This is a genomic window from Nocardioides fonticola (assembly GCF_039536805.1).
In the GTDB taxonomy this organism is placed as follows: Bacteria; Actinomycetota; Actinomycetes; order Propionibacteriales; family Nocardioidaceae; genus Nocardioides; species Nocardioides fonticola.
The window spans coordinates 230349-254603 of the sequence record NZ_BAAAZH010000017.1 but is presented as its reverse complement, the minus strand read 5'-3'; the positions used below and the strand labels follow the sequence as shown (position 1 = coordinate 254603).

Below are 24255 nucleotides of genomic sequence, written 5' to 3'. Positions count from 1 at the left end.
AGCGCCCCGGTCAGCCGGGGAAACCTGATGTTGATGGGCGAAGCTTCGCCCCACAACATCAGGTTTCGCCCCCAAGTGGCCCGCTCGGAGCACCGCCACGCGCCACGACGGGCCGGTCAGGGGAGCGACCGGCCCGTCGTCCGCCCGGGTGCAGCGGGCGGTCCTGCATCAGCTGCGTGCGGCGAACTCCTCGTCGGTCAGCAGTCGCGACCGGATGAGGAAGCGGACGCCGTAGGGCGCCTCGAGCGAGAAGCCGGCGCCGCGACCCTTCACCACGTCGATCGTGATGTGGGTGTGCGACCAGTACTCGTACTGCGACTTCGACATCCACACCGGGACGGCGCGGTCGAGGCCGATGTCGAGATCCCCGATGTGCACGTCGGCGTCGCCGAGCAGGAAGTCGCCGTCGGGATAGCACATCGGGGCCGACCCGTCGCAGCAGCCGCCGGACTGGTGGAACATCACCGGTCCGTTGGCCTCGGTGAGGCTGCGGAGCAGCTCCGCAGCCTCACCGGTGACGTCGACCATGTCAGCGCTCACGCCGTCCCGATCAGAAGAACCCGAGGGCGTCGGGGCTGTAGGACACCAGGAGGTTCTTCGTCTGCTGGTAGTGGTCGAGCATCATCTTGTGGGTCTCGCGACCGATGCCGGACTGCTTGTAGCCGCCGAAGGCCGCGTGGGCCGGGTAGGCGTGGTAGCAGTTGGTCCACACGCGACCGGCCTTGATCGCCTTGCCGGCACGGAAGGCCTGCGAGCCGTCGCGCGACCAGACGCCGGCGCCGAGGCCGTAGAGGGTGTCGTTGGCGATCTTCAACGCATCGGCCTCGTCGTTGAACGAGGTGAGCGACACGACCGGACCGAAGATCTCCTCCTGGAAGATGCGCATCGAGTTGTCGCCCTCGAAGATCGTCGGCTGCACGTAGTAGCCCTCGGCCAGGTCGCCGTCGAGGATGTTGCGCTCGCCGCCGGTGAGCACCTTCGCGCCCTCCTGCTTGCCGATGTCGATGTAGCTGAGGATCTTCTCCAGCTGGTCGTTGGAGGCCTGGGCGCCGATCATCGTGGCGTCGTCCAGCGGGTTGCCCTGGACGATCTTCTCCACGCGGGCCACCGCGTCGTGCACGAAGTCGGAGTAGATCGACTGCTGCACGAGCGCGCGGCTGGGGCACGTGCAGACCTCGCCCTGGTTGAGCGCGAACATCGCGAAGCCCTCGAGCGCCTTGTCGTAGAAGGCGTCGTGCTGGGCGGCGACGGAGTCGAAGAAGATGTTCGGGCTCTTGCCGCCGAGCTCGAGGGTGACCGGGATAATGTTCTGGCTGGCGTACTGCATGATCAGCCGGCCGGTCGTGGTCTCACCGGTGAAGGCGACCTTCGCCACGCGGGGGGACGACGCCAGCGGCTTGCCGGCCTCGACGCCGAACCCGTTGACCACGTTGAGGACGCCGGCGGGCAGCAGGTCGCCGACGAGCTCGATGAGCTTGAGGATCGACCACGGGGTCTGCTCGGCGGGCTTGAGCACGACACAGTTGCCGGCGGCCAGCGCCGGAGCGAGCTTCCAGACCGCCATGAGGATCGGGAAGTTCCACGGGATGATCTGGCCGACGACGCCCAGCGGCTCGTGGAAGTGGTAGGCGATCGTGTTCTCGTCGATCTCGCCGATCGAGCCCTCCTGCGAGCGCAGGCAGCCGGCGAAGTAGCGGAAGTGGTCGACCGCGAGCGGGAGGTCGGCGGCCAGCGTCTCGCGCACGGGCTTGCCGTTCTCCCACGTCTCGGCGACGGCGAGGGCGGGGAGGTTCGCCTCCATGAGGTCGGCGATCTTGAGCAGGATGTTCGCGCGCTCGGTGGGGGCGGTCTTGCCCCACTTGTCGGCGGCGGCGTGGGCGGCGTCCAGGGCGGCGTCGATGTCCTCGGCGGTGCCGCGGGCGATCTCGGTGAACGGCTTGCCGTTGACCGGCGAGATGTTCTCGAAGTACTGGCCCTTGATCGGGTCGACCCACTCGCCGCCGATGTAGTGGCCGTAGCGGCTCTTGACGGAGACGAGGGAGTCGGCTGCTCCGGGCGGTGCGTAGACGGTCATGGTTGCTCTCCTCGAAACGATGGGACGCCGTCGGCTGTGACGGCGCTCACAACGCTAGGAGCGACAACGTTGCGTCCCCGTTGCCTCGACGTTGCACCGCTCGGAGAAGGTCGTCGAGGTCCGGCCGGACAGGCGAAACTGCCCGGATCGGCCCGATTTCCGGCCGGACATGGCCAGTTTCCCCGGCCGGCCGGGGAAACTGGCCGCCGGACACCGACCGCCGTCCGGCGCCCTCAGCCCAACTCGCGGTCGAGCCGCGCGAGCTGCCCCTCGACGAGGGCGAGCATGGGGGAGCCGGTGCCGAGGGCGGCACGCTGGGCCAGCCACATCTCGTAGTCGTCGCGGCCCCAGGCCGACCGGGTCCAGGCGGCCATGAGGTCGGCCTCGCGGGAGCGCAGCAGGGCGTGGCGCATCGCGTTCTCCAGCCCCTCGCGCAGCCGGACGACGCCGGGCGCGCTCGAGCGCGGCAGCAGCGGGCCCCGATAGGCGCGCATCGCGCCGCGCAGGTCGCCCGCGGCCAGCAGCGCCTCGGCGGCCAGCCAGTCGCCGGTGACCCCGGCGGCCAGGCGGTAGGGGCGGGAGAGCAGCAGCTCGTCGCCGAGCAGGTGGCGCAGCCGGTTGAGCTCGGCGCGCAGCGTCGAGGAGGCGCCGTCGTCCTCGTAGAGCAGCACGGTGAGCTCGTCGCCGGAGAGGCCCTGCGGGGCGGAGGCGAGCAGGAGCAGGATCTCGCTGTGCCGGGGGCTGAGCCGCAGCGTCTGCAGCCGGCCTCGGCCGTCGTCGACGGTCACCAGCGCCTCGGTGCGGCCGAGCGACTCCAGCACGAGGCGCAGCCCGCTGCCGGCGGCGTTGGAGGCCGGCCGGCTCAGCAGCTCGCGGGCGAGCTCGGCCTCGGCCATCCGGGCCGCGGCGCGCACCATCGCCAGCGTCTGCGGGACGACGACCTGGTCGCCGCCGGTGACGTCGAGGACGCCGAGGATCGCCGAGGTGCCGGGGTCGTGGATCGGGGTGGCCGCGCAGCTCCACGGCTGGACGGCGCTGCGGAAGTGCTCCGAGCGGGTGACGGTGGCCGCCCGGCCGGTGGCGAGCGCCAGGCCCGGCGCGTTCGTGCCGGCGAGCCGCTCGTCCCAGTTGCTGCCCTCGACGAAGCCGATCTGGTCGGCCTTGCGCAGTGTGGCGGGGGTGCCGCAGACCCACAGCAGCGTGCCGGTGGCATCGGAGATCGCCATGATGGCGTCGCATTCGCGCACCGCCTGGCCCAGGACGTCGTCGAGCAGGGGGAAGACCCGGGAGAGCGGGTGCGCCTCACGCAGCGAGCGCAGGTCGCGCTGCTCGATCGCGATGGGCGCGTCGACCTGCTCGGTCGATACCCCGGCGGCGGCCGAGCGCTGCCAGGACTCCGCGACCTCCGCGCGCATGGCGGCAGCGCCGCTGGGCTCGCTCCCTCGCCGTCCCATGACTCCAGTAGACATCGATGTGGCGCCCCTCACAACAGCAGTTGGTCCCGTCGCTGTGACGGGGGTCTCCTCGGCGTGCTCGGAGGGTGACGCCGGGAGGGTTGCAACGACGTTGCATCGGGGCGGGGTCCGATTCGGCGCCCGCCCGCGCCCTCCGGTACATTCCTCCGCGGTGGCGTGTCCGAGCGGCCTAAGGAGAACGCCTCGAAAGCGTTTGTGGGTGAAAGCCCACCGAGGGTTCAAATCCCTCCGCCACCGCCATGTGATGTCGTGAGGACATCGCGAACACCCGGACCCGCGTATGGGTCCGGGTGTTCGTCTTCCCGGGTCGAGGTGGGCTGGGAGAACCGGGGGAGCCGCGCCAGCGAGGTGCGCACAGCCCGGAGGCGTTCTCGGTATCGATCGTGACCAGCGGAACGGGCCCCCGAGCGTGGGGGAGCCCGATCCGCCATCGGAGATCCTCCGGTACTGCGGTCTCGGGTCGACACATCGAGGACGTCGTGTCACCCTTCGCGGACGACGCGTCTTCCCGCCACGTTCGAAGCGCCGTCGTCCCGTCGGCCCACCCAGCCGGCACCAGCACCGCCCTCACCCACCCCCCCATGCCCCCCGAGGTACCCCATGCCGTCCGGACGTCCGGCGCGCGCTCGCGCGCGCTCCATCGCCGCCCTCCCCGCTGCTCCCGCTGCCACGATCGGCCGTCGAGGCCGCGCTGCCGTCGCCGGCCTCGCCGCCCTCCTGGTCGTCGCCGCACCCCTGGCTGCCACCCCGGCCCATGCCGAGGGGGACGAGGCGCAGCCGCCCCCGTACCGCGTCGTCGCCGTACCGGGTGATGCCTCGCTCGTGGCCACCTGGGAGCCGCCGACGAGCGTCTACACGGGCGGCTACACGGCCACGGCGATGCCCGGCGGTGCGTCCTGCGCGACGACGGGAGCGACCCGCTGCACGATCACCGGGCTGACCAACGGCACGTCCTACACCGTCTCGGTCACCTCCGCCGGCCCGGCGACCAGCGCCCCGTCGGCAGCGGTCGTCCCGCGTAGCATCGACGTCTACGGCGTCCGCAACGTCGCCGGCACGAACAACCGGGGCACCGCCGTCACCGCCGGTCGGGTCGCCACCGACCTCACCCTCCCCGCGGCGACCGCCGCCGCACTCCGACCCGACGGCACCCTGTTCGTCGCCTTCGGCGGCACGCTGGCCACGCTGTCCCCCGACGGCTCGCTCGCCGTGGTGAGCGGATCGAACAAGGCCGCGCCGGGCACCACCGCCCGATCGCTCGCCGACGTCAGCTTCTCCAGCATCACCGGCGCCGCCTTCGGCGCCGACGGGAGCCTGTACCTGATCGACAAGGACTACGGATCGCTGTACAAGGTCTCCACCGCCGGCCAGGTGCAGCGCATCGCCGGTACCGGGTCCTGGGGTGCCAGCGCCATCACCGACGGTGCGTCCGCGACCTCGATCAGCTTCCGCCTTCTCCTCGGCCTGGCCGTGGGTGCCGACGGTGCCGTCTACCTCACCGATCAGGGCGCCAACACGGTCTACCGGATCTCGGGCGGCGCCGTGACGCGGATCGCCGGCGACGGATCGCAGGTCCCCGCGGCGCTCGGCAACGCCCGGCAGTCCGGCCTCAACAAGCCCAGCGGTCTGGCCGTGACCCCTGGCGGCGCGCTGCTGATCGCCGAGGAGAACTCGAGCCGGATCCTCGCCGTCGACCTGAAGACCGGCATCTCCTCGGTCTTCCTCGGTGGCGGCGGGTCCACGCCGAGCACGACCCCGACGGCTCCGGTGCCCAGCGACCTCCGCGGTCCCACCTCGGTGGCGCTCGACACCGCAGGCAACGTCTACGTCATCGGCACCTTCGGCTATGTCGCGAAGTACGACCCTCGGCAGAACACGGTCGCGCGCATCGCCGGAGGAGGGACCGTGGGGCCGCCGGGCGCCGCGACGCTCACCAACATCCTCAGCCCGACGGCGGTCGTGCCGGACGGGGACGGTTCGCTGTTCCTCCCCTTCACCAGCGGGGTGCTGAAGGTCGTCGCGGCGACCGCCCCCGACGCGCCGACCGGCGCCTACGCGATCCCCGGCGATGGTGCCACGCAGGTCTCCTGGACGGCGCCGGTCTACAACGGCGGTGCGGTCATCACGTCCTACACCGCGACGGCCACGCCGGTGGCGGGCTCGGCGTCGGTCGGCGCACCCTCCGGTTCGTGCACCGCGACGGCGCTCCGCACGGGCTGCACCGTGACCGGGCTGGACACGACCTCGCAGTACTCGGTCCGCGTCACGGCCACCAACTCCCTCGGTGAGGGGACGCCGTCCGCGACCGCGAAGGTGCGCCCGGCCGTGACCCGGCCCTACCAGCTCTCCTTCGTCGCCGGCAACGGCACCGATGCCAAGGCTCCCGACAGCGCGCCGGATGCCGCCACGGTCGGGATCGGGCGGGTCGTCGCGACCGCCACAGCCGCCGACGGCACCCGCTACGTCGCCGACGCCCTCTACAGTCGGATCTTCTCGATCAGCCCGGACGGCGCACTGACGAAGATCGCGGGCGGCGGCACCGTCGCCCCGACCACGACCGGCGTCCCGGTCACGGACGCCGACATCGGCAACGTCGGCGCCATGGCGCTGGCCCCCGACGGGAGCCTCTACGTCTCCCGGGTCTACGGCAACAATCGGATCTACAAGATCTCGGGCGGCACCGTGCGGCTGGTCGCAGGGAAGGGAGTCTTCAACGCGCCTGTCCTCGGCGCGGACGCGACCGAGTCTCCGCTCGGCAACATCTTCGCCTTGACCGTCGACGGCGACGGACGCCTCTACGCGGCCGACTTCAACTACGGCTACATCCTGACGATCGACCCGCAGGGCAAGTTGCGCGCCGTCGCCGGCACCGGTACGGCGGGCGAGGTCGACCTCGCGAAGCCGGCGAGCCAGAGTCCCCTGTTCTACCCCCAGGCGCTAGCTGCTGCTCCGGACGGTGATCTGTACGTCGGCTCGGGCCCGGCGGTCGTGAGGATCGATCCCGATCAGGACACCATCAAGCGCGCGCTGGGCAACGGATCCGCGGGCCCGGCGGTGTCCGGCGCCGCCACCGCAACGCCCACGGAGAGCTCCACCTCGATCGCGATCGGACCCGACGGCACCCTCTACGCGAACCAGTACAACCGCGGCACGGTGCTGCGAGTCAGCCCTGCGGGCGCCCTCGAGATCATCGCGGGCAGTGGGGTCTCCGGGCCGCCGAGCGCAGGCGCGGCGTTGTCGAGCGACTTCCAGTTCCCGAACGGGCTCTCGGTCGACCCGCTCGGGAGGGTCTATGTCGGCTCGCAGAACCCCTCCGGCCTCAATCCGGGCCGGCTGACCCTGCTGACGCCGGCGGCGAAGCCCTCGGCCCCTCGCGCGGTCACTGCGACGGCCTCGGACGGCGACCTCGTCGTCTCGTGGAAGGTGCCCGCCGACCTCGGTGGCGCCCCGGTCACCTCCTACGACGTGACGGTCCCGGGTACGACGGCAACGTGCACGACGGCGACCGGCACCTCCTGCACGATCTCCGACCTGGACGGCGGCACGTACACGGCGTCGGTGACGGCCACGACCGCGAACGGCACCTCGCCCGCGGCGACGTCGGCGTCCGTGCTGATCTCGCCGGCGAAGAAGGCGGCGAGCGCCGACGACCTGGCCAGCCTGCTCGCGGGCTGCACCGGCACTCTCGCGAAGCCGACCACGATCAAGGTCGGTGCCGACATCTCCGCCCCGACCGGCACGTTCCCCGTCGGCTGCGTGGCCGTCATCGACCTCGCCGGCCACCAGGTGAGTGTCGGCTCCTTCACGGTGCCGGCCGGCACCGGCCTCACGATCCGTGACGGCTCGGCCGACGGGTCCGGCGCGCTGATCGTCGACGGCAACGCCGCCGACCCGGCGTCGTCCCCGTTCGTGATCGGCGCCGCCGGCGGCAGCGACGCGGCCGGTGCCGTGCTCCTCGAGGCCGACGTCCGCATCGGCGGCACGCTCCAGATCCCCGCCGGCGTCACGGTCACCGTCGGCTCCTCCGGCGACCTGCGTGCCTACGGCGAGGACGCCGCCATCGCCGGTGCCGGCGTGCTGAAGAACCTGGGCACGGTGTCGGCCTTCGCCGACGGCGCCATCACCAGCGGCGTGGCGGGCGACGTCACCGATGTCACCTTCGTGACGGCGACCGGCACCTCCACGGTGCGGGTCCTCGGCGCGACGCTCGCGGTCGCCGGCGTCGACTTCCCGACCACGACCGACCTCCGCCGCTGGGCGACCAAGCGGTACGGCGGCGCGCTCGTCGACACCTCGACGGCGCTGCCCGGTGCCGCGAACGGCGCGGCCGGGAAGATCACCTTCTACGCCCAGTACCTGCCCCCCTCCGGGGTCACGATCGTCGACACCCTCGCCGGCCTGCGGGCGGCGCTGGCCGACCCGGTGGTCACCACCGTGCGGCTCGGCTCCGACCTCGACCTGACCACCGCGGTGCTCGACCTCGGGTCGCGGACGACCCCGGTCACCCTCGACCTCGGCGGTGTCTCGGCGACGGTCGGCGGCCTCCGGATCGGAGCCGGTCAGCAGTTGACGGTCACCGACTCGGTGACCTACCCGGTGGGCATCCCCACGGTCGACCGGGCGCAGCTGACGGTCGCCCCCGGCGCGGTGAACCCCGCGGCAGCGGGCATCGCGCTCGGCCGCGGCACCGGCGGCATCGGCGGTACGGCCGACGGCACCTTCGTGCTGGCGAGCGGCCGGGTCGCGGTCGGCAACACGGGCGGTCAGCCCGCCATCGGCGCGACCTCCTACCGCGGGGTCGGGGTCGTCCGCGTCGAGGGCGGCACGCTCCAGGTCACCTCGAACACCGTGGCGATCGACGGTCGGGTCACCGTCAGCGGCGGCTCGGTGGAGGCCACCGGCGCGCCGGCGGTGTCCAACCAGGCGCTCACGGTCTCCGGCGGCAGCCTCACGGCGACCGGCGACGAACTCGCTGCCGCGATCGGCTACTCCACCGAGCTCGTCGCCCAGCCGATCGTGGTCAGCGGCGGCACGCTCACGGCGTCCTCGCTCGCGGGGCCCGGCATCGCAGGAGCGCTGAGCGTCTCCGCCGGCACGGTGAGCGCGACCGGCAATCCCGGCATCAGCACGCGGGTCGATCCCGGCCTGACCGTGAGCGGCGGATCCGTCACCGCCGTCGGCAAGGCCGGTGGCGCGGGCATCGGCGGCGGCTACGGGCAGGACGGTGGCGCTGTCACGATTACCGGCGGCACCGTCGTGGCCTCGGTCTCCGCGGGCTCGCGGGCCGCGGCGATCGGCGGCGGTGCCGGCGGTGCTGCTCCGACCTCCGGCGGCAGCCTGTCGATCAGCGGTTCGCTGACCTCGGTGACCGCGCAGGGCTCCTCGGCCGTGACCGGTCTGACCGGCGTGGCCGGCCCGGCGATCGGGGGAGGTCTGTCCTCGGCCGGCGCGCCCGGCGACCTGGGTTCGCTCGCCGTTTCGGGCGGCACCCTCGCGCTGCCCACCGGTGCGGTGCACCTCACCGACACGACGCCGTCCAGCACGCCCACGGTCTCGGTGACCGGCGGCGTGGTCACCGGCGGCGGTACGCCGCTCACCTACGCCGCACTCGTCGTGCCGACCACCTCGGTCGCGACGATCGCGGTGCAGGGCGGCAGCCTGGCCTTCCCGGCCGCGGCGCTGAAAGACCTGAAGATCACCGGCGACAACTACACCGTCTCCTTCGATCTCGCCGGTGGGGACGGCACGGCACCCGCTGACGTCCACCTCGTCGGCACGTCCTTCGCCACCACCGGTCTCACGCTCCCGACCCCGACGCGATCGGGCTACACCTTCGGTGGCTGGAACACCGCGGCCGACGGCTCGGGAGCGACGATCGCGGCGACCACGCTGGTCTCCGATCCGTTCGACGGCGGCTCGACCGACGGTGATCCCGTCGCGGTGACCCTCCACGCGGTCTGGACGGCGCTGCCCGCGCCGCCCGTGGTCCCGCCGGGTCCGAGCACGAGCCCGTCGCCCAGCCCGACGCCGACGCCGACCCCGACGCCGACGCCGACCCCGACGCCGACGCCGACGGTGCCCGCGCCGGCGGAGCCGCCGACGGTGGTCAGCGGCGGCGGGCAGGACGTCGTGCGTGTGGGCGTGCCGGTCTCGGTGGTCGTGACGCCGCCGGCTGTCGCCGGTGCCGTGGTCACCTACCAGTGGCAGCTCGTCGGCCCCGACGGTGCGGTCGTCGACATCCCGGGCGCGACGGGCGCGAGCTACACGCCGACCGCCGACGTCGTCGGGTACGCGCTCCAGGTGGTCGTGACCACCAGCGCGCCGGGGTACGCACCCTCGGTGCAGGTCGTGGCCTTCAAGCGGTCGGTCGCGATCGCGCCTGGCACCTTGCCGACGCCGCGCGTGCGGATCGGGCTGGACCGGGTGCTCCGGGGCCACCCGGTCGTGGGCGGCCGGGCCACCGCACGGATCGCCCGCTTCGAGCGTCCTCCGGGCACCGTGATCACGGTGGCGTGGGTCGTCGACGGTGACCGGGTGCGCGCCACCGGCACCCGCCTGCCGATCACGCCCGGCATGGTCGGGAAGCGGATCCGCGCGGTCGTCACCATCAGCGCGCCCGGCTACGCCACGCGCACGATCCGCTCCGCTGCGACGAAGGCCGTCCGGCCTCGGTGATCCGAGCCGCTCCCTCCCGGCCGTGGCCGCCCCGTGCGGCTGCGGCCGGGAGGGCCCTGCCCGCAGCAGGTGACGGCGTCCGTCGTCCGGGGATCCGCAGTGGTCTGGACAACCTCCCTCGATCCGTCCGGCAGGGTGTCTCGGCGTGCGGAATGCCTCTAGCGTTCTGTCGTCCGCAGGACGTCGTACCGGCGAGGTCGCCGGTGCCCGTCATGCGGGTCGCCCCCCACCCCCACGCATGCGAGCGGTCAGCCGCTCCCGGCCCTTTGCTCCCGGAGGCCGCCTTGCCCACCCTGCCCGCGCTCCCCTGTGCCGAGGACGGCACCTGAGCGCGCCCATGAGCTGCGGTGCCGGCGTGACTGGCAACTGGGGAGTTCGAGGGGACGCCGGCACCGCAACCCTCCTGGCACCGCCGACGCGGCGCCGGATGAACATCAGTGGAAAGATCGAGCTACGAGGTTTAGGCCCGATCTCTTAGCGCAGGTAGTCCCTATGACCGTCACGCAGGGCCTCGGGGCCCCCACCGTCGAGGCGACCCGCACCCGGGCCTCCTCCCTCCTGCTCGAACTCGTCGGCACGGCGCTCCTGGTCGCCGTCGTCGTCTCCGCCGCGACCAGCGGCCGCCTGCTCAGCGACCGCGGCGGCATCGCCGGGGAGGTCCTCCTCGGATCGCTCGCCGCCGCCGGCGGCATCCTGGCCCTCGGCCTCGCCTTCCCCGGCGTCCGGGCCAACCCGCTCCTGACCCTCCTCGACCTCATCGCCGATCGGGTCTCGATGCCCGACGGCGTCGCCCGCATCGTCGCGCAGCTGCTCGGCGGTGTCGCCGGCGGCGTCCTCGCCCTCTGGTCGTTCTACGGCGTGCACTCCGTGTCGTTCGACCTCGCCGGGATCGACGGCTTCCACGTGCGCGACGTCCTCGTGAACGCGGTGCTCGGCGGCCTGGCCCTCGGGCTGGTCGGCGGCGCCGTCCTCGCGCGCGACCGCGGCCAGTACGTCGTCCCGGCGGTCGCGGCCGTCACGGCGGCGATCGGATGCGGCATCGACCACGTCACGTGGGCCAACCCCGCCATCGCGGTCGCCCGCATCAGTCACCTGAGCGATCCCGTGGCGCCGGCCATCCCGATCGCGTGGGTGGCAGTCACGGTGATCGGCCAGGTGATCGGTCTCGCGGTCGCCGCAGCGCTCCTGCGACTCGCCGCCGCCGACGAGCAGACCGACGCCTGACGGCGGGCGGTCCGCCTCCGCAACACCCTTGCTCACGCCCCGACGCGCTCACTAGCGTCGGGGCGTGAGCACTCTCTCGGACCCCTCCTCGGCCGTTCGCCCCGCACCGCTCGCCGAGTTCGTCGGCACCGGCGTGCTGGCGATGGTCGTGACCTCCTCGACCTTCGCCCTGGCCTACTACGGGCAGCCGGCCCCCGGCATGCAGTGGCTCCTCGCCGGTGCCGGTGCGGCGGCCGTCGTCGTCGTGTTCGGTCTGCTGCTGCCGGGCGTGCGCCTGCATCCGCTGGTGACGCTCCTCGACCTGCGTGCCGGTCGGGTCACCGTCGGTGCGGGCGCGGCGAGCATCCTCGCCCAGTTCCTCGGCGGAGCCGTCGGCAACGTGCTGGGGTTCTGGACCGTGCTCGGCGTCGGCGGCATCGAGGTCTCGACCGCCGGCATGACCGGGGCGCAGGTCTCCGACGTCCTCTACGCCGGCGCGGTGGCGGGTCTGGTCATCGGGCTCGCGGTCGGGTTGGCCGCGCGACGGCGTCCCGACCTGCTGGTGCCGGTGATCGCGCTCGCGTCGTTCGCCGCGGCCATCAGCGCCGACAAGCTCGCACTCGGCAACCCGGCCCTCGTGCTCGGCCGCATCGTCGGCTCCACCGAGGTGCTCACCGGCCTCTCGCCCGAGCAGGCGCTGCTGACGATCGCCGGCCACCTCATCGGCTTCGTCGTCGCCCTGCTGCTCCTGCCGGTGCTCGACCGCGACTGACCTGTCTCTCCTCAGGTCTGGGGATCGACGCCCCGCACCTCGTCGCAGTCCGCCGCGGTGATCACCCGGGTCGGGGTCAGCGCGGCGGCCGTCGAACCGGTGGTGCCGTCGGCCGTCCGGTAGTCCACGCGCAGCTCGTCGTAGGCGGCCATCGTCGGCACCCGCAGCACCAGCAGCAGGTGCCCCCGGCTCCCCGCGTCGAGGGCGAGGTCGCCGACCGGCTCGGCCGAGGCGATGGCCGGCACGTCGGCGAGCGGGAGCAGGCCGGGCATCCCCCGCACCCGCTGCGACGACGGGATGACGTAGGCGGCCTGTACCGGCACCAGCGCGTCGTCGTCCTGGCTCAACCGGACGGCCGTGAGCACGACCGGACCCGTGTCGGCGACGGCGATCTCGGCCACAGCGACCACGACGCCGTCACGGTAGGTGTCGGCCGGCAGGCAGATGCTCGCCAGGCCGGGGGCGGGCGCACTCGTCGCGGGCAGGGGCTCCCCGGTGTCCGGGCTGATCAGCTCGATCGGTGCGAAGGCGGTGGGCGAGGACGATCCCGCGGCTGCGGTGGGGTCGCGTCCGGTATCGGAATCCTCCGATACGCACCCCGTCGCGATCAGCGCGGCGGCGAGGGCGAGCGCGACAGCGGGACGGAGCATCCCGTGACCCTAGGCCAGCCCGTGGTCGTGCGCGAAGACGACCAACTGCACGCGGTCGCGAGCCGCGAGCTTGCGCAGCAGCGCGCCGACGTGGGTCTTGACCGTCGACTCCGAGGCGAAGATCTCGGCGGCGATCTCGGCGTTCGACAGGCCGCGGACGACGGCGTGGAACACCTCGCGCTCCTTGTCGGTGAGCGCGAGATAGGCCGGCGGAGGCGGGGTCGGCTCGGCGAACCGGTCGAGGAACAGGGCGGAGAGGTCGGTCGGCGCGAGCACCGCGTTGCCGCCGTGCACCGTGCGGATCGCATCGGCCAGCATCGCCGGGGTCGTGTGCTTGAGCAGGAAGCCGCTCGCGCCGTGCCGGATGGCGGTGGCCGCCCGGTCGTCGAGGTTGAAGGTGGTCAGCACGATCACCCGCACGGGTGCGGAGCGGGCCGCCACCCGCTGGGGCGCGAAAATCTGGCGGGTCGCCTCGACGCCGTCCATCTCGGGCATCCGGATGTCCATGAGGACGACGTCGGGGGCGAGCTCGTCGACCAGGCGCACCGCCTCGCGGCCGTCGGCGGCGCCGCCGACCACGCGCAGGCCCGGCTGGGCGTCGACGATGACGCGCACGCCCTCGCGGAAGAGGTCCTGGTCGTCGACGAGCAGCACCCGGATCTCCCCGGGATCATCGACCGGCACGTGGCGCCCCCTTCCGTCGCGGCGCCGCGAACCGGCGCTCCCACAGCTGCCACGACCCTAGAGCGGCGATCAGGCTGAGGGCGAGCGCGGCCAGGCCGGTCGGATCGTGCGGGCGCAGCCAGAGCGCGAGCGGGTAGTTCCACAGGTAGACCCCGTAGGAGATCCGGCCGAGACCGGCGAGCAGGTGGACAGCGTCCGAGCGGGTCGTGCGCCACGCTCCCCACGCCAGCAGCAGGACGCCGGTGAGCCCGGCGATCGCCGGCCCGCCCAGCAGGTAGGTGAGCAGATGGCCGCGCAGCGGCAGCAGCCCGAGGCCGACGAGAGCCGCGAGGCAGATCAGCGCGAGCGGCCCGGCGACCCGGGGGCGGGGGAGGTGCCGCGGCGGTGCGATGCGCAGCCAGCCGCCGGCCACCAGGGCGCACGACCACGTGGTGGGCAGGGCGTAGGCGAGGTCGGGGTCGTGGTGCAGCCGGGCGACGACCGCCCAGCACGCCAGCAGGCTCATGACGCCGGCGACGGCGACTCCGAGGCGCAGCCGGCCCCGCCGGTGCAGGGCGAGCAGGAGCACCGGCCAGAGCAGGTAGAACTGCTCCTCCACCGCAAGGGTCCACAGGTGGAACACGTCGGCGCCGGCATGGGCGAACGGCAGGTCGGCGGTCCAGGTCAGGCCGACGATCAGGCTGCGCAGCAGCCGGTCGCGTTCGCCCACCGGGTCGAGGATCAGCGTGACGAGGGCGTAGACCGCGAGCATGAGCACGAGCGCCGGCAGCAAACGGCGTGCGCGGCGTGCGTAGAAGCCCCGCAGGTCCAGGCGCCCGGTGCGGTCGAGCTCCTCGACGAGCAGCCCGGTGATGAGGTGGCCGCTCAGCGCGAAGAAGACCACGACCCCCACCAGACCGGCGCCCGGGAAGAGCGCGGGCCAGGTGTGGCGGGCCAGCACCAGTGCGATCGCCACCCCGCGCAGCACGTCGAGCCCGAGCACCCGACCGCCGCGCTCCTCCGGCCGTGCCGCGCCGATGCCGGCGGACGCCGTCCCGGCGGTCACGACGCGTCGGCCACGAGCAGGTCGACCAGCTCGACGTAGGAGAGCCCGTCGGCGGCGAACATGCGCGGCACCTGCGAGGCGGGCGTGAACCCGGGCACCGTGTTGATCTCGTTGAAGACCGGCACCCCGTCGTCGGGCACGAAGAAGTCGACCCGCGCGACACCCCGGCAGCCCAACGCGTCGTAGAGCGCGACCGCGTCCGCGCGCAGCCGCGCCCAGGTGGCGTCGTCCAATGGAGCCGGGACGACGAAGGGCGGCTCGCCGCCGTACTTCGCGTCGAAGTCGAAGACGCCGTCGCGCAGGATCTCCAGCATCGGCGCGACCCGGCGCGACCCGTCGGGGCGGCCGAGCACGGCGACGTCGATCTCGCGACCGCGCACGACCTCCTCGACCAGCACGCGATCGTCGTGCTCGAACGCCGCGGCCAGGGCGGCGGGCAGGGCGGCGGCGTCCTCGACGAGGGTGACGCCGCGGCTCGACCCGGCGCCCACCGGCTTCACCACCGCGGGGCCGGTGCCCTCGTAGCCGGCGGCGCTCGCCCGGGTCAGCACCCGCCCGGACGCCACACGGATGCCGAGGTCGGCGGCCGCCAGCTTCGCGGCCGCCTTGTCCATGCCGATCGCGCTGCCGGTCAGCGGCGTGCCCACGCACGGGACGCCGACGAACGCGCAGAGCGCCGCCAGCGCGCCGTCCTCGCCGCCGCGACCGTGCACCATCGGCAGGACGACGTCGCAGGTGCGCAGCACGTGGACGACGCCGGGCAGGCCGATCAGGCAGCCTCCTGCGTCGTGCCAGTCGCCGTCGCGGTCGATCGTGAGCGCCACCGGGTCGTGGCCGCCCTCGAGGAGCGCCCCGACGACGCCGGCCGCGGAGGCCAGCGAGACCTCGTGCTCGGCGCTCGTCCCGCCGCCGATCACCGCGACGCGGGTCATCGCGCACCCCCGACCACGAGACGCGCGATGCGACGGCCCAGGCCGGTGAGGATCTCGTGGTCGAGCGTGCCCGACCAGGCCGCCCACTCCGCGACCGTCGGCTCGCCGTCGTCGCCCGGACCGAACACCGTGACCGGTTCGCCCTCGACGATGTCGGGCGGTGCCTCCGGGCCGAGGTCGACGACCGCCATGTCCATCGAGACGCGGCCCACCAGCGGCCGGCGGCGTCCGCGCACCTGCACCTCGGCGATCCCGGAGGCCGCGCGGGGCAGGCCGTCGGCGTACCCCAGCCCGAGCAGGCCGAGGGTGGTGGCGCGCGGCGCGCGCCAGGTGTGGTCGTAGCCGACCGGGGTGCCCGCCTCCACGCGCCGCACCCCGATGAGCGGGGCGACCAACCGCACCGGCGAGCGCAGCCCATGCCGGCCGGTGGGGTCGATGCCGACGATGCCGGCTCCGGCGCGCACGAGGTCGTGGTGGGACGACGGGTCGGCCAGAGCGGCGGACGTCGTCGCCAGGTGTCGCACGGTCGGACGCAGCCCGGCCGCCTCGGCGACCGCGACCCCGTGCGCGAACCGGGCGCGACCCTCCAGCGACGCCGCTCCCTGCGGCTCGTGGCCGCTGGCCAGGTGCCCCATGACGCCCTCGACGGTGAGCAGCCCGCAGCGCTCGGCCATCCGCGCCGATGCGCACAGCGCCTCCCACTCCTGGGGCGACGCACCGTCGCGGGCCATGCCGGTGTCGAGATGCAGGTGCACCCGGGTGCCCGGGGCGGTGGCCGCGACGGCGTCCAGGTGGCGACGGCTCGGGACGGCGATCGCGATGCCCGCACGCCGGGCGGCGGGGAAGTCGGCGTCGACCGGGTTGAGCCAGCTCAGGATCGGTGCGCCGATGCCGGCCTCGCGCAGCTCCAGGCCCTCGGCGATCGAGGTGACGCCGAGGCGCGTGGCGCCGTGCGCCAGCGCGGTGCGGGCCACCTCGACGGCGCCGAGGCCGAAGCCGTCGCCCTTCACCACCGCCATCAGCTCGGTGCCCGGCGAGAGGTGCGCGCCGAGCAGGCGGGTGTTGAGCGCCACGACGTCGAGATCGATCGTCAGCTGCGCGCCCGCACCGACCGGGCCCGCTACCGCGGCGTCCGCGCCGGTCATGAGCGCCCAGTAGCGGTCGCCGAAGCTCCAGTGCCACCACTCGGTGGGGTAGTTCACCAGCCCGGCTGCGGTCATCGCCTCGGCGAGCCAGGCGCGGTGGCGCCGCACGTGGGCGGGCAACCCCGGGGCCTCGAGGTAGCAGCGGCCCTCGGACTGTTCGGGAGTCGCGTCGATGGGCGTGCCCAGGTCGAGGGGCCGGCCGGCGTCGTCCACGAGGGTCAGGTCGACCGCCGCGCCGGCGACGTGCGGGGCGACGGCCAGCGGGGAGACGAACCGGCTCGTGAGCCGCTCGATCTCGGCCGGATCGGCGTCGGGGTGGTGGCGCTCGACCTCGGCGCGGTAGCGGTCGATGATGCGCTGCTGGTCGGCGGCGGCCCGGTGGCCCTCGACGACCGCGAGGCCGACGCCGGCGGGGAGGTGCGCGGCCGCGAGTGTCAGCCGTCGGGCGAGGCCGCGTCGCACCCGCACGGCGGGCACGCCGGCGGCGGTCAGCGGGGCGGGCAGGACGACGAGCGGGTCGCCGTCCTCGCGGAGCGGGACGGCCGCGACGGCGGGATCCGAGAGCAGGAGGGTCATGGCTCGACCCTCGCGGGAGGGCGGGGTCGCGGGCATCGGCTCGGGGTGCCGAGGGGCGGCACCTGCGGCCAGAGCGCCGGTACCTGAGGTGGAGGGCCGACCGGACGGCGTGCGGCAGACTCGGCCGACGTGACCCCTGCTGCGCCTGCCCTGCCCGCCGCCGCTCCTGCGAGCCCGTGGGATCGGGTGCGGCACGCGGGCCTCGACATCGCCACCGCTGTCGCCTTCGCGATCTTCGGGGTCTGGGAGGCGATCGACCGGAGCCGGGTCGTCGAGGCCGTCGATCGCTATGGGAATCCGACCGACGTCTCCTACCCGTACCTCGGAGCCCGCCTGATCATCGTCGCGTTCATGGTCGGCGCGGTCGGCACGTTCCGGCTGCGGCCCGGGATCTCACTTGGCCTGCTGTGGGCGGCGTGCGCCGTCCAACTCCTTGCGCCCGTCGACGTGATGTTCGTGCAGTTCGCGTTCGTGCTGGTGCTCTTCGGCTGCGCCCGCTGGGGGCGGGTCGAGACCGCGCTGGCGGCGCTGGCCTCCGTGCCCGTCGCCTTGGTGGCCGGTGTCTACGTCGTCTACTACCGGGACTCCGCCATCGGCTACCGGGCGTACTCGCTGCTGCCCGGTATCGACGGGCGGCCCTCCTACCTGTTGGCGATTCCGGCCGTCCTGATGCTGATGGCGCCCTGGGTGGCCGGCATCTCGCTGCGCCTGGTCGAGAACGCCCGCGTCTCCCGGGTGCGCGAGCAGGAGGCCGTCGAGCTGCGGCAGGTCGCCGAGCAGCAGCGCGGCCAGGCCGAGGACGTCGCCCGCCTCAAGGCCGACCAGGCCCGTATCGCCCGCGACGTGCACGACGTCGTCGGCCACTCCCTGGCCGTCATCCTCGCCCAGGCCGAGGCCGCGACCCTGCTGCCCGACGAGGAGCTGCCACGCATCCGGGCCGCCATGGCGGCCATCGCCGCCTCGGCCCGCGAGTCGCTCACCGACGTCGGCGCCGTGCTCGGCGGCGGCAGCGTCGGCCCGACGACCGGTCGCTTCCCGCAGCTGATCTCCCAGACCGCCACCACCGCGCCGAGCGTCGTCACGGTCACCCGCGGCACCCCGCGCACGCTGGCGCCCGACCTCGACGTCGTCGCCGAGCGGGTGCTGCGCGAGATGATCACCAACGCCATCAAGCACGGCGCCGAGGCCTCGTCCATCGACCTGGTCGTCTACTGGGGCCAGGCGCTGGAGATCAGCGTGACCAACACGGTGGGCGAGCGCTCGGTGCCCGGCAGCGGTCAGGGGCTCGACGGCATGCGCAGCCGGCTCCAGGCCGTCGGCGGGTCGCTGGTCGTCGACACCTACGAGGGCACGTTCCGGGTGGTGGCGCGCATCCCGCTGCCGGTGGTCTGAGGCCCCGGCACGCAACCAGGCCCGCGAACCGTGCACTGGGACGGCGAAACATCGCCGTCCCAGTGCAAGGTTCTTCGGTCGACCGAAGAACCTTGCAGCCGTCACCGACCGGCCCCGACCTACCCTGGCCGCATGCGCCCACGTCCGGAGAAGCCCGGCCCGGGTCAGGAGTCGGTGTGGGACTACCCGCGGCCGCCCGCCCTGGAGACCAGCAGCGAGTCGATCGAGATCTGGCTCGGCGGGGAGCGGATCGCCGCGACCACCCGGTCGTGGCGGGTGCTCGAGACCAGCCACCCGCCGACGTACTACCTGCCCGCCGAGGCGTTCGCGGACGGCGTCCTGCGGCCCGCCGCGGGCAGCTCCCACTGCGAGTGGAAGGGCCAGGCGTCGTACTACGACCTGGTGACCGCCGAGCAGGTCGCCCCGCGGGCGGCCTGGACCTACCTCGACCCGACCCCGCGCTTCGTCGACATCGCCGGCGCGGTCGCGGTGATGGCCGCGCAGGTCGACCGCTGCGTGGTCGAGGGCGAGACCGTCACGCCGCAGCCGGGCGGGTTCTACGGCGGGTGGATCACCAGCCGGGTCGTCGGGCCGTTCAAGGGCGAGCCCGGCACCTGGGGCTGGTGATCTGCTGACCGCGGGCCCGGCTCAGCCGGTGAACAGGGCGCTCGCCTTGCGGATCGTCTCGACCAGCCCGTAGGCGATCGGGACGGCCACCAGGCCCCAGGCGGTGATCAGGCGGGTCGTCATGCGCGGGCCTCCTCGTCGGAGCGGGCGGGGATGCGGGTCTCGTCGGCGGGAGCCGATGCGGGCTCGTGGAAGCGCGGATCGACGGGGCGCACCAGCAGGTTGGCCACCAGGCCGACGGCGAGCACGCCGACCATCGTGAAGAGGGCGGGCTGGTAGGCCGAGGCCGTGAGCGATCCCGGCTCGCCCTCGGCGTCGAGGAACCGGTTGACGATGAGCGGACCGACGATGCCGGCGGCCGACCACGCCGTCAGCAGGCGACCGTGGATCGCGCCGACCTGGTAGGTGCCGAAGAGGTCGCGCAGGTAGGCCGGGATCGTCGCGAACCCGCCGCCGTAGAAGGAGATGATCAGCGCGGCCAGCGCCACGAACAGCGCCGTGGAGCTGGAGCCGACCGAGGCGAGCAGCGCGTAGAGCACGAGTCCCACACCGAGGTAGACGGCGTAGATGCGCTGCCGGCCGATGAGGTCGGAGGTGCTCGACCACACGAAGCGTCCGGCCATGTTGGCCAACGAGAGCAGGCCGACGAATCCGCCGGCCGCCGCGGCCGTCACGCTCGAGGTGCCGTTGTCGCGGAAGAAGTCGGCGATCATGCCGGCGGCCTGCTCGAGGATGCCGATGCCGGCGGTCACGTTGCAGAACAGCACCAGCCACAGCAGGTAGAACTGCGGCGTGCGCACCGCGTTGCGCGCCGAGACCTGGGCGGTGGTGACCAGGGGCGCGGAGGCGACGGCGCCGGGGTCGAACCCCGCCGGCCGCCACCCCTCGGGGGGCACCCGCACGGTCGCGGCGCCGAAAGCCATGAAGACCGCGTACAGCACGGCCAGGGTCACGAACAGCAGCGCCACGGCGTGACCGTCGGCGACCGTGGTGGCGTCGGAGGCGTCGTAACCGGAGTCGTAGAGCTCCAGCAGCCGACCGCTCAACGGGCTGGCGACGAGCGCGCCGCCGCCGAAGCCCATGATCGCCATGCCGGTGGCGAGGCCGGGGCGGTCGGGGAACCACTTGATGAGGGTCGAGACCGGCGAGATGTAGCCGATACCCAGACCGATGCCGCCGATGACGCCGTACCCGAGGAAGACCAGCCACAGCTGGTCGGTGGCGATGCCGAGCGCGGCGACGAGGAACCCGCTCACCCAGCAGGACGCCGACAGCGCCATCGCCGCCCGCGGCCCCGAGCGGTCGACCCACGTGCCGCCGAAGCCCGCCGCCAGCCCGAGCATCGCGATCGCCACGGAGAAGATGAGGCCCACGGTCGTCAGGCTGGAGTCGAAGTGCGCCACGAGGGCGCCCTTGTAGACGCTCGTGGCGTAGACCTGGCCGATGCACAGGTGGACGGCCAGCGCCGCCGGCGGGACGAGCCAGCGGTTGAAGCCCGGGGCGGCGACGGTGCGCTCGCGCGCCAGCAGCGGGAGTCGTTCGGTCACGGGACACCTCCGAGATAGGTGACGTGCCCTCCGGTCTACCAGGGCCGGCCGACACCGCCCCGGTGTGATGCTCGCCTCACGCGGCCCGCTCGCCCCGAGGGGTGAGGGGCGGACGGTGCGGTGCGTCGTCGCCGATCGGCTGGAACCGCCGTCCTCGAGCGGTCGCCTCTGGGACGATGGTGGGCCTGCCGGCCGCCGCCTCAGCGACCCGCGGGACCTCTCGGGACCACCCATCCACCTGCTCAACGGAGAGTCGCCCCCCCATGACCGAGACGTTCATCGAGACGCCCGAAGACCCCACCACCGACCTGCTGCAGATCGTCGCCGCCATCCTGCTGGGCATCGCCGCCACCTTGACGGCCTTCTCGGCCTACCGCTCGGCGCTGACCGACGGCAACGCGCTCCAGGGCTACACGGTGGCGAGCCAGAAGCTCGCCGACAGCAACTTCTTCTACGGCCAGGGCAACCAGGTCGAGGCCGGCGACCGGGCCCTGTTCGTGGCGTACGCGACCGCCAGCCAGGAGGGCAACACCGACCTCGCCGACTACCTCGTCACCCTGATGCGTCCCGAGCTCAGCGACGCCGTCGACTGGTGGAACGCCACCGACGAGGCCGTCACCCCCTTCGACGACCTCGAGGGCAACCCCTACGTGGTCGGCGACTACGCGGACGGCGAGAACCTGGCGAACGAGTCGAAGGACGCCTACAAGGAGGCGGTGAGCGCCGACAACCAGGGCGACAAGCTCGAGCTCGCCACGGTCTTCCTGGCCCTGACGCTGTTCTTCGGCGGTATCGCCACCCTCTTCACCCGACGCCCGGTGCGCGCCGGCCTGCTCGCGCTCGGCACGGTCACGCTGATCGCCGGCTCCGTACGTCTGCTGACGGCGCTCTGATGACGGAGCAGGAGGGTCGGGCGGCGCGTCCCGCGACCCGGACGACGGCGGTGCTCGCCGTCGCCCTCGTCGCGGCCGTCCTCCTGGCCCTCCTGCCCGACGTCCGCTCGACCTGGCAGCGGGCGAGCGCCGCGGTGGCCTGGCGCACCGGCACCACGGTGCACACCCTGCGCATCGACGGCGTCCGGCGCACCTACCGCGTGTACCGCCCCGCGGGGTTGCCCGCCGCCGCGCCGCTCGTGGTGTTCCTGCACCCGGCCTTCGGCAACGCCCGTCAGGCCCAGGGCGACTACCACTGGGACGACGTCGCGGACGCCTCGAAGGTCGTCGTCGCCTACCCCGACGGCATCGGTGCCACGTGGAACGCCGGCAGCTGCTGCGGTCGGGCGCAGAGCCGCGGCATCGACGACGTCGCCTTCGTGAGCGCGATGGTCGGCCAGATCCGGGCCAACATCGGCATCGATCCCGCACAGGTCCACGCGGTCGGGTTCTCCAACGGCGCCTTCATGGCCGAGCGGCTGGCGTGCGACACCGGCCTGTTCGCCGGCATCGCGGAGGTCGCCGGCACCCGGGTGACGACGTCCTGCACGCCCGCTGCCGCGACGGCGCCGTCGGTGCTCTACGTGCACGGCCTCGCCGACACCAACGTGCGCTGGGACGGCGAGCCCGGGTCCGGCGTCGCGAAGGTCGACGGCGAGCCCCGCGAGACCTCGCTGACGACCTGGCGCGACCTCGCCGGCGGCTGCGGTCCGGCGGCGCGCCGCGACGACCTCGCCGGCACCACCCAGGTGGTGCGGACGACGTGGACCTGCGCCCGCGGCCGTGCCGTCGCCGCGATCACCCTGTCCGACGCCGGGCACCAGTACCCGGGGGCCGTCGACCATCCGGCCCAGGACCGTGCCCTCGGGCTGCCGGCCCCCTCGACCGCGATCGATGCGACCGCGGAGATCTGGGCCTTCCTCGCCGCACACCCGCGGCAGCCCTGAGCCGGCCCCGGCCCGCCGGCGATCAGCGCAGCGGCCCGCTGAAGGTGAGCAGTTCGCGCGGGCCGATCCGGTAGACGGCCGACGTCGCGCCGCCCGTGACGGTGAAGCGCAGCCACCGGGTGCGGTCGGTGTCGTTGAGGGCGATCACGCCGAGGCGGCCGTCGTCGACGAAGGCCGCCGCCGGGACGTCGCCGGGCCCGGAGACCGCGACGACCCGGGCACCCGGCGGTGCGGCCCGGGCGAGGTGGGCCAGCACGTAGAACTCGGGCTCGGGCAGCGCGTCGCCGCCGGAGACGGTGAGCAGCCCACGACAGGTGGTGCAGCCGCCGCCCGCGCCCCGGGCGCCCGGGGGCAGGGCGAGGTTCCAGAAGAACAGTCCGCGCGACCCGGCCGCGATCGCGTCGCGGACCAGCACCCGGGCGTCGAAGTCGAGGGTCGGCACGGCAGCATCGGTCGTGCCGGTGCATTCGCTGACCAGCCAGGGGATCCCCATCCCGGCGGCGTCGGCAGGCTCGCCCTCGTAGCAGTGGAACGCCACCGCGTCGAGGCGCTCGCCGCCGATCGCGGCCACCCGGTCGGCGTCCGACCAGTTGTGGTCGAGTCCCCACAGCCGCACCCCGAGGCGATGCAGACCGGGCTCGACCAGGGCGCGCAGGCGCGCCATCGCCGCGTCGCCGACCACCATCGAGGGGTAGTCGCCGGCGAACCCCGGCTCGTTGGCGAGGGTCATGGCGCGCAGCGGCACGCCGTGGCGGCGCAGCCAGCGCGCCTGGTCGAGCAGGAGCCGGGCGTAGCGGGGCACGGCGTCGTCGCGCAGTCGGCCGCCCTCCCAGGTCGCCGGGCTCTTCCATGCCGGCGGCGCCGTCCACGGCGTCGCCACGATCCGCAGGTGCGGGGCGACGGGCAGGATCTGGGTGCGCAGGACGGCGAGCGCGCGGCGTCCCGGGCCCGTGGGGTGCACGGCGTCGCCCCGGCCGCGCCAGCCCCACCACGAGGAGGAGAGGTCGGTGGCGGTGAGGGGCAGTCGCAGCCAGGACAGGCGCGCACCGTCGGCGGCGTGCGGTGCGAAGAGGCGGGCGATGCGGTCGGGATGTCCGTCGAGCTCGGCCACCGAGGCGTCGGTCAGTGCGGCCCCCGTGCCCCACCACGGCTGGCGGGGTGTGCCGGCGTCGACCGTCAGCGTCTCGGCCACGGTCGCGGCTCCCAGGCCCTCGTCGGGGGCGCGCGTGCTCAGCCGTATCGAGCCGTCGTAGGGGGAACTCGCCACGAGCGAGGCCGCCCCAGCCGACCCCGATGTCGAGACGGATGCCGTCGGTGAGGCTGCGAGGACGGCGTCGTCGGCCGGCCGCCCGGGGCCGCCTCGGCCGCCCGTGTGCAGGGACGAGCCGGCGACCACGAGTCCGACGGTGGCGATGAGAGCGAGGAGGCCCGCCCGTCCCGGGAGGGGTCGGCGCGGTACGGCGGCGCGGTCGTGGGGCATGGGTCCTCGCTGGTCGGAGGGCCTGATGATGGCAGCGGCGAGGGCGCTGTGACCGCGGGATGGGCGGGTTCGGCGTGAACGTTCCGGGAGCATCCGAGG

The 24255-nt window shown here is 73.7% G+C and carries 18 protein-coding genes and 1 tRNA gene; 8 read left to right on the top strand and 11 right to left on the bottom strand.

Annotation, left to right across the window (positions count from 1 at the left end; genetic code table 11):
• Window positions 1-168 precede the first annotated feature (168 nt).
• From ABD671_RS13425 to ABD671_RS13415, 3 genes are all read right to left on the bottom strand, one after another.
• Window positions 169-540: a DUF779 domain-containing protein gene (locus tag ABD671_RS13425; protein WP_425574918.1), complete on the bottom strand. Its 372-nt coding sequence runs from the start codon at window positions 538-540 to the stop codon at window positions 169-171.
• Window positions 541-550: 10 nt separating this feature from the next.
• Complete coding sequence (exaC, locus tag ABD671_RS13420) at window positions 551-2074, bottom strand: acetaldehyde dehydrogenase ExaC (protein WP_344733901.1); 1524 nt, start codon at window positions 2072-2074, stop codon at window positions 551-553.
• A gap of 233 nt (window positions 2075-2307) precedes the next feature.
• Complete coding sequence (locus ABD671_RS13415) at window positions 2308-3528, bottom strand: helix-turn-helix domain-containing protein (protein WP_344733900.1); 1221 nt, start codon at window positions 3526-3528, stop codon at window positions 2308-2310.
• Between the two features lie 171 nt (window positions 3529-3699).
• Here ABD671_RS13415 and ABD671_RS13410 point away from each other — a divergent pair.
• The 4 genes from ABD671_RS13410 to ABD671_RS13395 all read left to right on the top strand — a co-directional run bounded on the left by ABD671_RS13410 (window position 3700) and on the right by ABD671_RS13395 (window position 12199).
• Window positions 3700-3789: transfer RNA gene (locus tag ABD671_RS13410), tRNA-Ser, on the top strand.
• A 360-nt stretch (window positions 3790-4149) separates the two neighbouring features.
• The gene (locus ABD671_RS13405; RefSeq protein WP_344733899.1) at window positions 4150-10224 is read left to right on the top strand and encodes a fibronectin type III domain-containing protein; all 6075 of its coding nucleotides are present in this window, start codon (window positions 4150-4152) and stop codon (window positions 10222-10224) included.
• 492 nt (window positions 10225-10716) lie between these two features.
• Window positions 10717-11448: an MIP/aquaporin family protein gene (locus ABD671_RS13400; protein WP_344733898.1), complete on the top strand. Its 732-nt coding sequence runs from the start codon at window positions 10717-10719 to the stop codon at window positions 11446-11448.
• 64 nt (window positions 11449-11512) lie between these two features.
• Window positions 11513-12199 carry a hypothetical protein gene (locus ABD671_RS13395; protein WP_344733897.1) on the top strand — a complete coding sequence of 229 codons (687 nt, stop codon included), beginning with the start codon at window positions 11513-11515 and terminating at the stop codon, window positions 12197-12199.
• A gap of 11 nt (window positions 12200-12210) precedes the next feature.
• Here the strand turns inward: ABD671_RS13395 and ABD671_RS13390 are convergent, their stop codons facing one another.
• From ABD671_RS13390 to alr, 5 genes are read right to left on the bottom strand one after another with little or no spacing between them, the layout of a single operon-like run.
• Window positions 12211-12849: a hypothetical protein gene (locus tag ABD671_RS13390; protein WP_344733896.1), complete on the bottom strand. Its 639-nt coding sequence runs from the start codon at window positions 12847-12849 to the stop codon at window positions 12211-12213.
• A gap of 9 nt (window positions 12850-12858) precedes the next feature.
• Window positions 12859-13533: a response regulator gene (locus ABD671_RS13385; RefSeq protein WP_344733895.1), complete on the bottom strand. Its 675-nt coding sequence runs from the start codon at window positions 13531-13533 to the stop codon at window positions 12859-12861.
• Window positions 13520-14578, bottom strand: coding sequence for an acyltransferase family protein (locus ABD671_RS13380; RefSeq protein WP_344733894.1), 1059 nt, complete (start codon window positions 14576-14578; stop codon window positions 13520-13522). The genes ABD671_RS13385 and ABD671_RS13380 overlap by 14 nt, the downstream gene beginning before the upstream one ends.
• Window positions 14575-15510, bottom strand: coding sequence for a D-alanine--D-alanine ligase family protein (locus ABD671_RS13375; protein WP_344733893.1), 936 nt, complete (start codon window positions 15508-15510; stop codon window positions 14575-14577). The genes ABD671_RS13380 and ABD671_RS13375 overlap by 4 nt, the downstream gene beginning before the upstream one ends.
• Window positions 15507-17231: an alanine racemase gene (gene alr, locus ABD671_RS13370; protein ID WP_344733892.1), complete on the bottom strand. Its 1725-nt coding sequence runs from the start codon at window positions 17229-17231 to the stop codon at window positions 15507-15509. The genes ABD671_RS13375 and alr overlap by 4 nt, the downstream gene beginning before the upstream one ends.
• 129 nt (window positions 17232-17360) lie before the next feature.
• Here alr and ABD671_RS13365 point away from each other — a divergent pair, with 129 nt between their 5' ends.
• A complete protein-coding gene (locus tag ABD671_RS13365; protein WP_344733891.1) occupies window positions 17361-18623 on the top strand; it encodes a sensor histidine kinase in 1263 nt (420 codons plus the stop codon).
• A gap of 132 nt (window positions 18624-18755) precedes the next feature.
• Window positions 18756-19250: a DUF427 domain-containing protein gene (locus ABD671_RS13360; RefSeq protein WP_344733889.1), complete on the top strand. Its 495-nt coding sequence runs from the start codon at window positions 18756-18758 to the stop codon at window positions 19248-19250.
• Window positions 19251-19271: 21 nt separating this feature from the next.
• Here the strand turns inward: ABD671_RS13360 and ABD671_RS22335 are convergent, their stop codons facing one another.
• Together ABD671_RS22335 and ABD671_RS13355 are read right to left on the bottom strand one after the other, a co-directional pair.
• Window positions 19272-19373 (bottom strand): MFS transporter small subunit, encoded by a 102-nt coding sequence (locus ABD671_RS22335; protein WP_425574917.1) that lies wholly within the window; start codon window positions 19371-19373, stop codon window positions 19272-19274.
• On the bottom strand, window positions 19370-20797 hold the full coding sequence (locus ABD671_RS13355; protein WP_344733887.1) for an OFA family MFS transporter: 1428 nt from the start codon (window positions 20795-20797) through the stop codon (window positions 19370-19372). Before ABD671_RS13355 ends, ABD671_RS22335 begins: the two co-directional genes overlap by 4 nt.
• A gap of 263 nt (window positions 20798-21060) precedes the next feature.
• On the opposite strand from ABD671_RS13355, the gene ABD671_RS13350 reads away from it, so the two are divergent.
• Window positions 21061-21690, top strand: a complete 630-nt coding sequence (locus tag ABD671_RS13350; protein WP_344733886.1) for a hypothetical protein — start codon at window positions 21061-21063, stop codon at window positions 21688-21690.
• The gene (locus tag ABD671_RS13345; protein ID WP_344733885.1) at window positions 21690-22676 is read left to right on the top strand and encodes a CE1 family esterase; all 987 of its coding nucleotides are present in this window, start codon (window positions 21690-21692) and stop codon (window positions 22674-22676) included. Before ABD671_RS13350 ends, ABD671_RS13345 begins: the two co-directional genes overlap by 1 nt.
• Window positions 22677-22698: 22 nt before the next feature.
• Here ABD671_RS13345 and ABD671_RS13340 read toward each other — a convergent pair whose 3' ends face one another.
• On the bottom strand, window positions 22699-23943 hold the full coding sequence (locus ABD671_RS13340) for a glycoside hydrolase (protein WP_344733884.1): 1245 nt from the start codon (window positions 23941-23943) through the stop codon (window positions 22699-22701).
• Window positions 23944-24255 lie beyond the last annotated feature (312 nt).

Excerpts from the sequence above, each read along its gene's own strand:
- ABD671_RS22335 (WP_425574917.1), bottom strand. The coding sequence starts at position 19,373 with ATGACGACCCGCCTGATCACCGCCTGGGGCCTGGTGGCCGTCCCGATC.
- ABD671_RS13360 (WP_344733889.1), top strand. The coding sequence starts at position 18,756 with ATGCGCCCACGTCCGGAGAAGCCCGGCCCGGGTCAGGAGTCGGTGTGG.
- ABD671_RS13390 (WP_344733896.1), bottom strand. The coding sequence starts at position 12,849 with ATGCTCCGTCCCGCTGTCGCGCTCGCCCTCGCCGCCGCGCTGATCGCG.
- ABD671_RS13415 (WP_344733900.1), bottom strand. The coding sequence starts at position 3,528 with ATGGGACGGCGAGGGAGCGAGCCCAGCGGCGCTGCCGCCATGCGCGCG.
- ABD671_RS13375 (WP_344733893.1), bottom strand. The coding sequence starts at position 15,510 with ATGACCCGCGTCGCGGTGATCGGCGGCGGGACGAGCGCCGAGCACGAG.
- exaC (WP_344733901.1), bottom strand. The coding sequence starts at position 2,074 with ATGACCGTCTACGCACCGCCCGGAGCAGCCGACTCCCTCGTCTCCGTC.
- ABD671_RS13350 (WP_344733886.1), top strand. The coding sequence starts at position 21,061 with ATGACCGAGACGTTCATCGAGACGCCCGAAGACCCCACCACCGACCTG.
- ABD671_RS13405 (WP_344733899.1), top strand. The coding sequence starts at position 4,150 with ATGCCGTCCGGACGTCCGGCGCGCGCTCGCGCGCGCTCCATCGCCGCC.
- ABD671_RS13345 (WP_344733885.1), top strand. The coding sequence starts at position 21,690 with ATGACGGAGCAGGAGGGTCGGGCGGCGCGTCCCGCGACCCGGACGACG.
- alr (WP_344733892.1), bottom strand. The coding sequence starts at position 17,231 with ATGACCCTCCTGCTCTCGGATCCCGCCGTCGCGGCCGTCCCGCTCCGC.
- ABD671_RS13400 (WP_344733898.1), top strand. The coding sequence starts at position 10,717 with ATGACCGTCACGCAGGGCCTCGGGGCCCCCACCGTCGAGGCGACCCGC.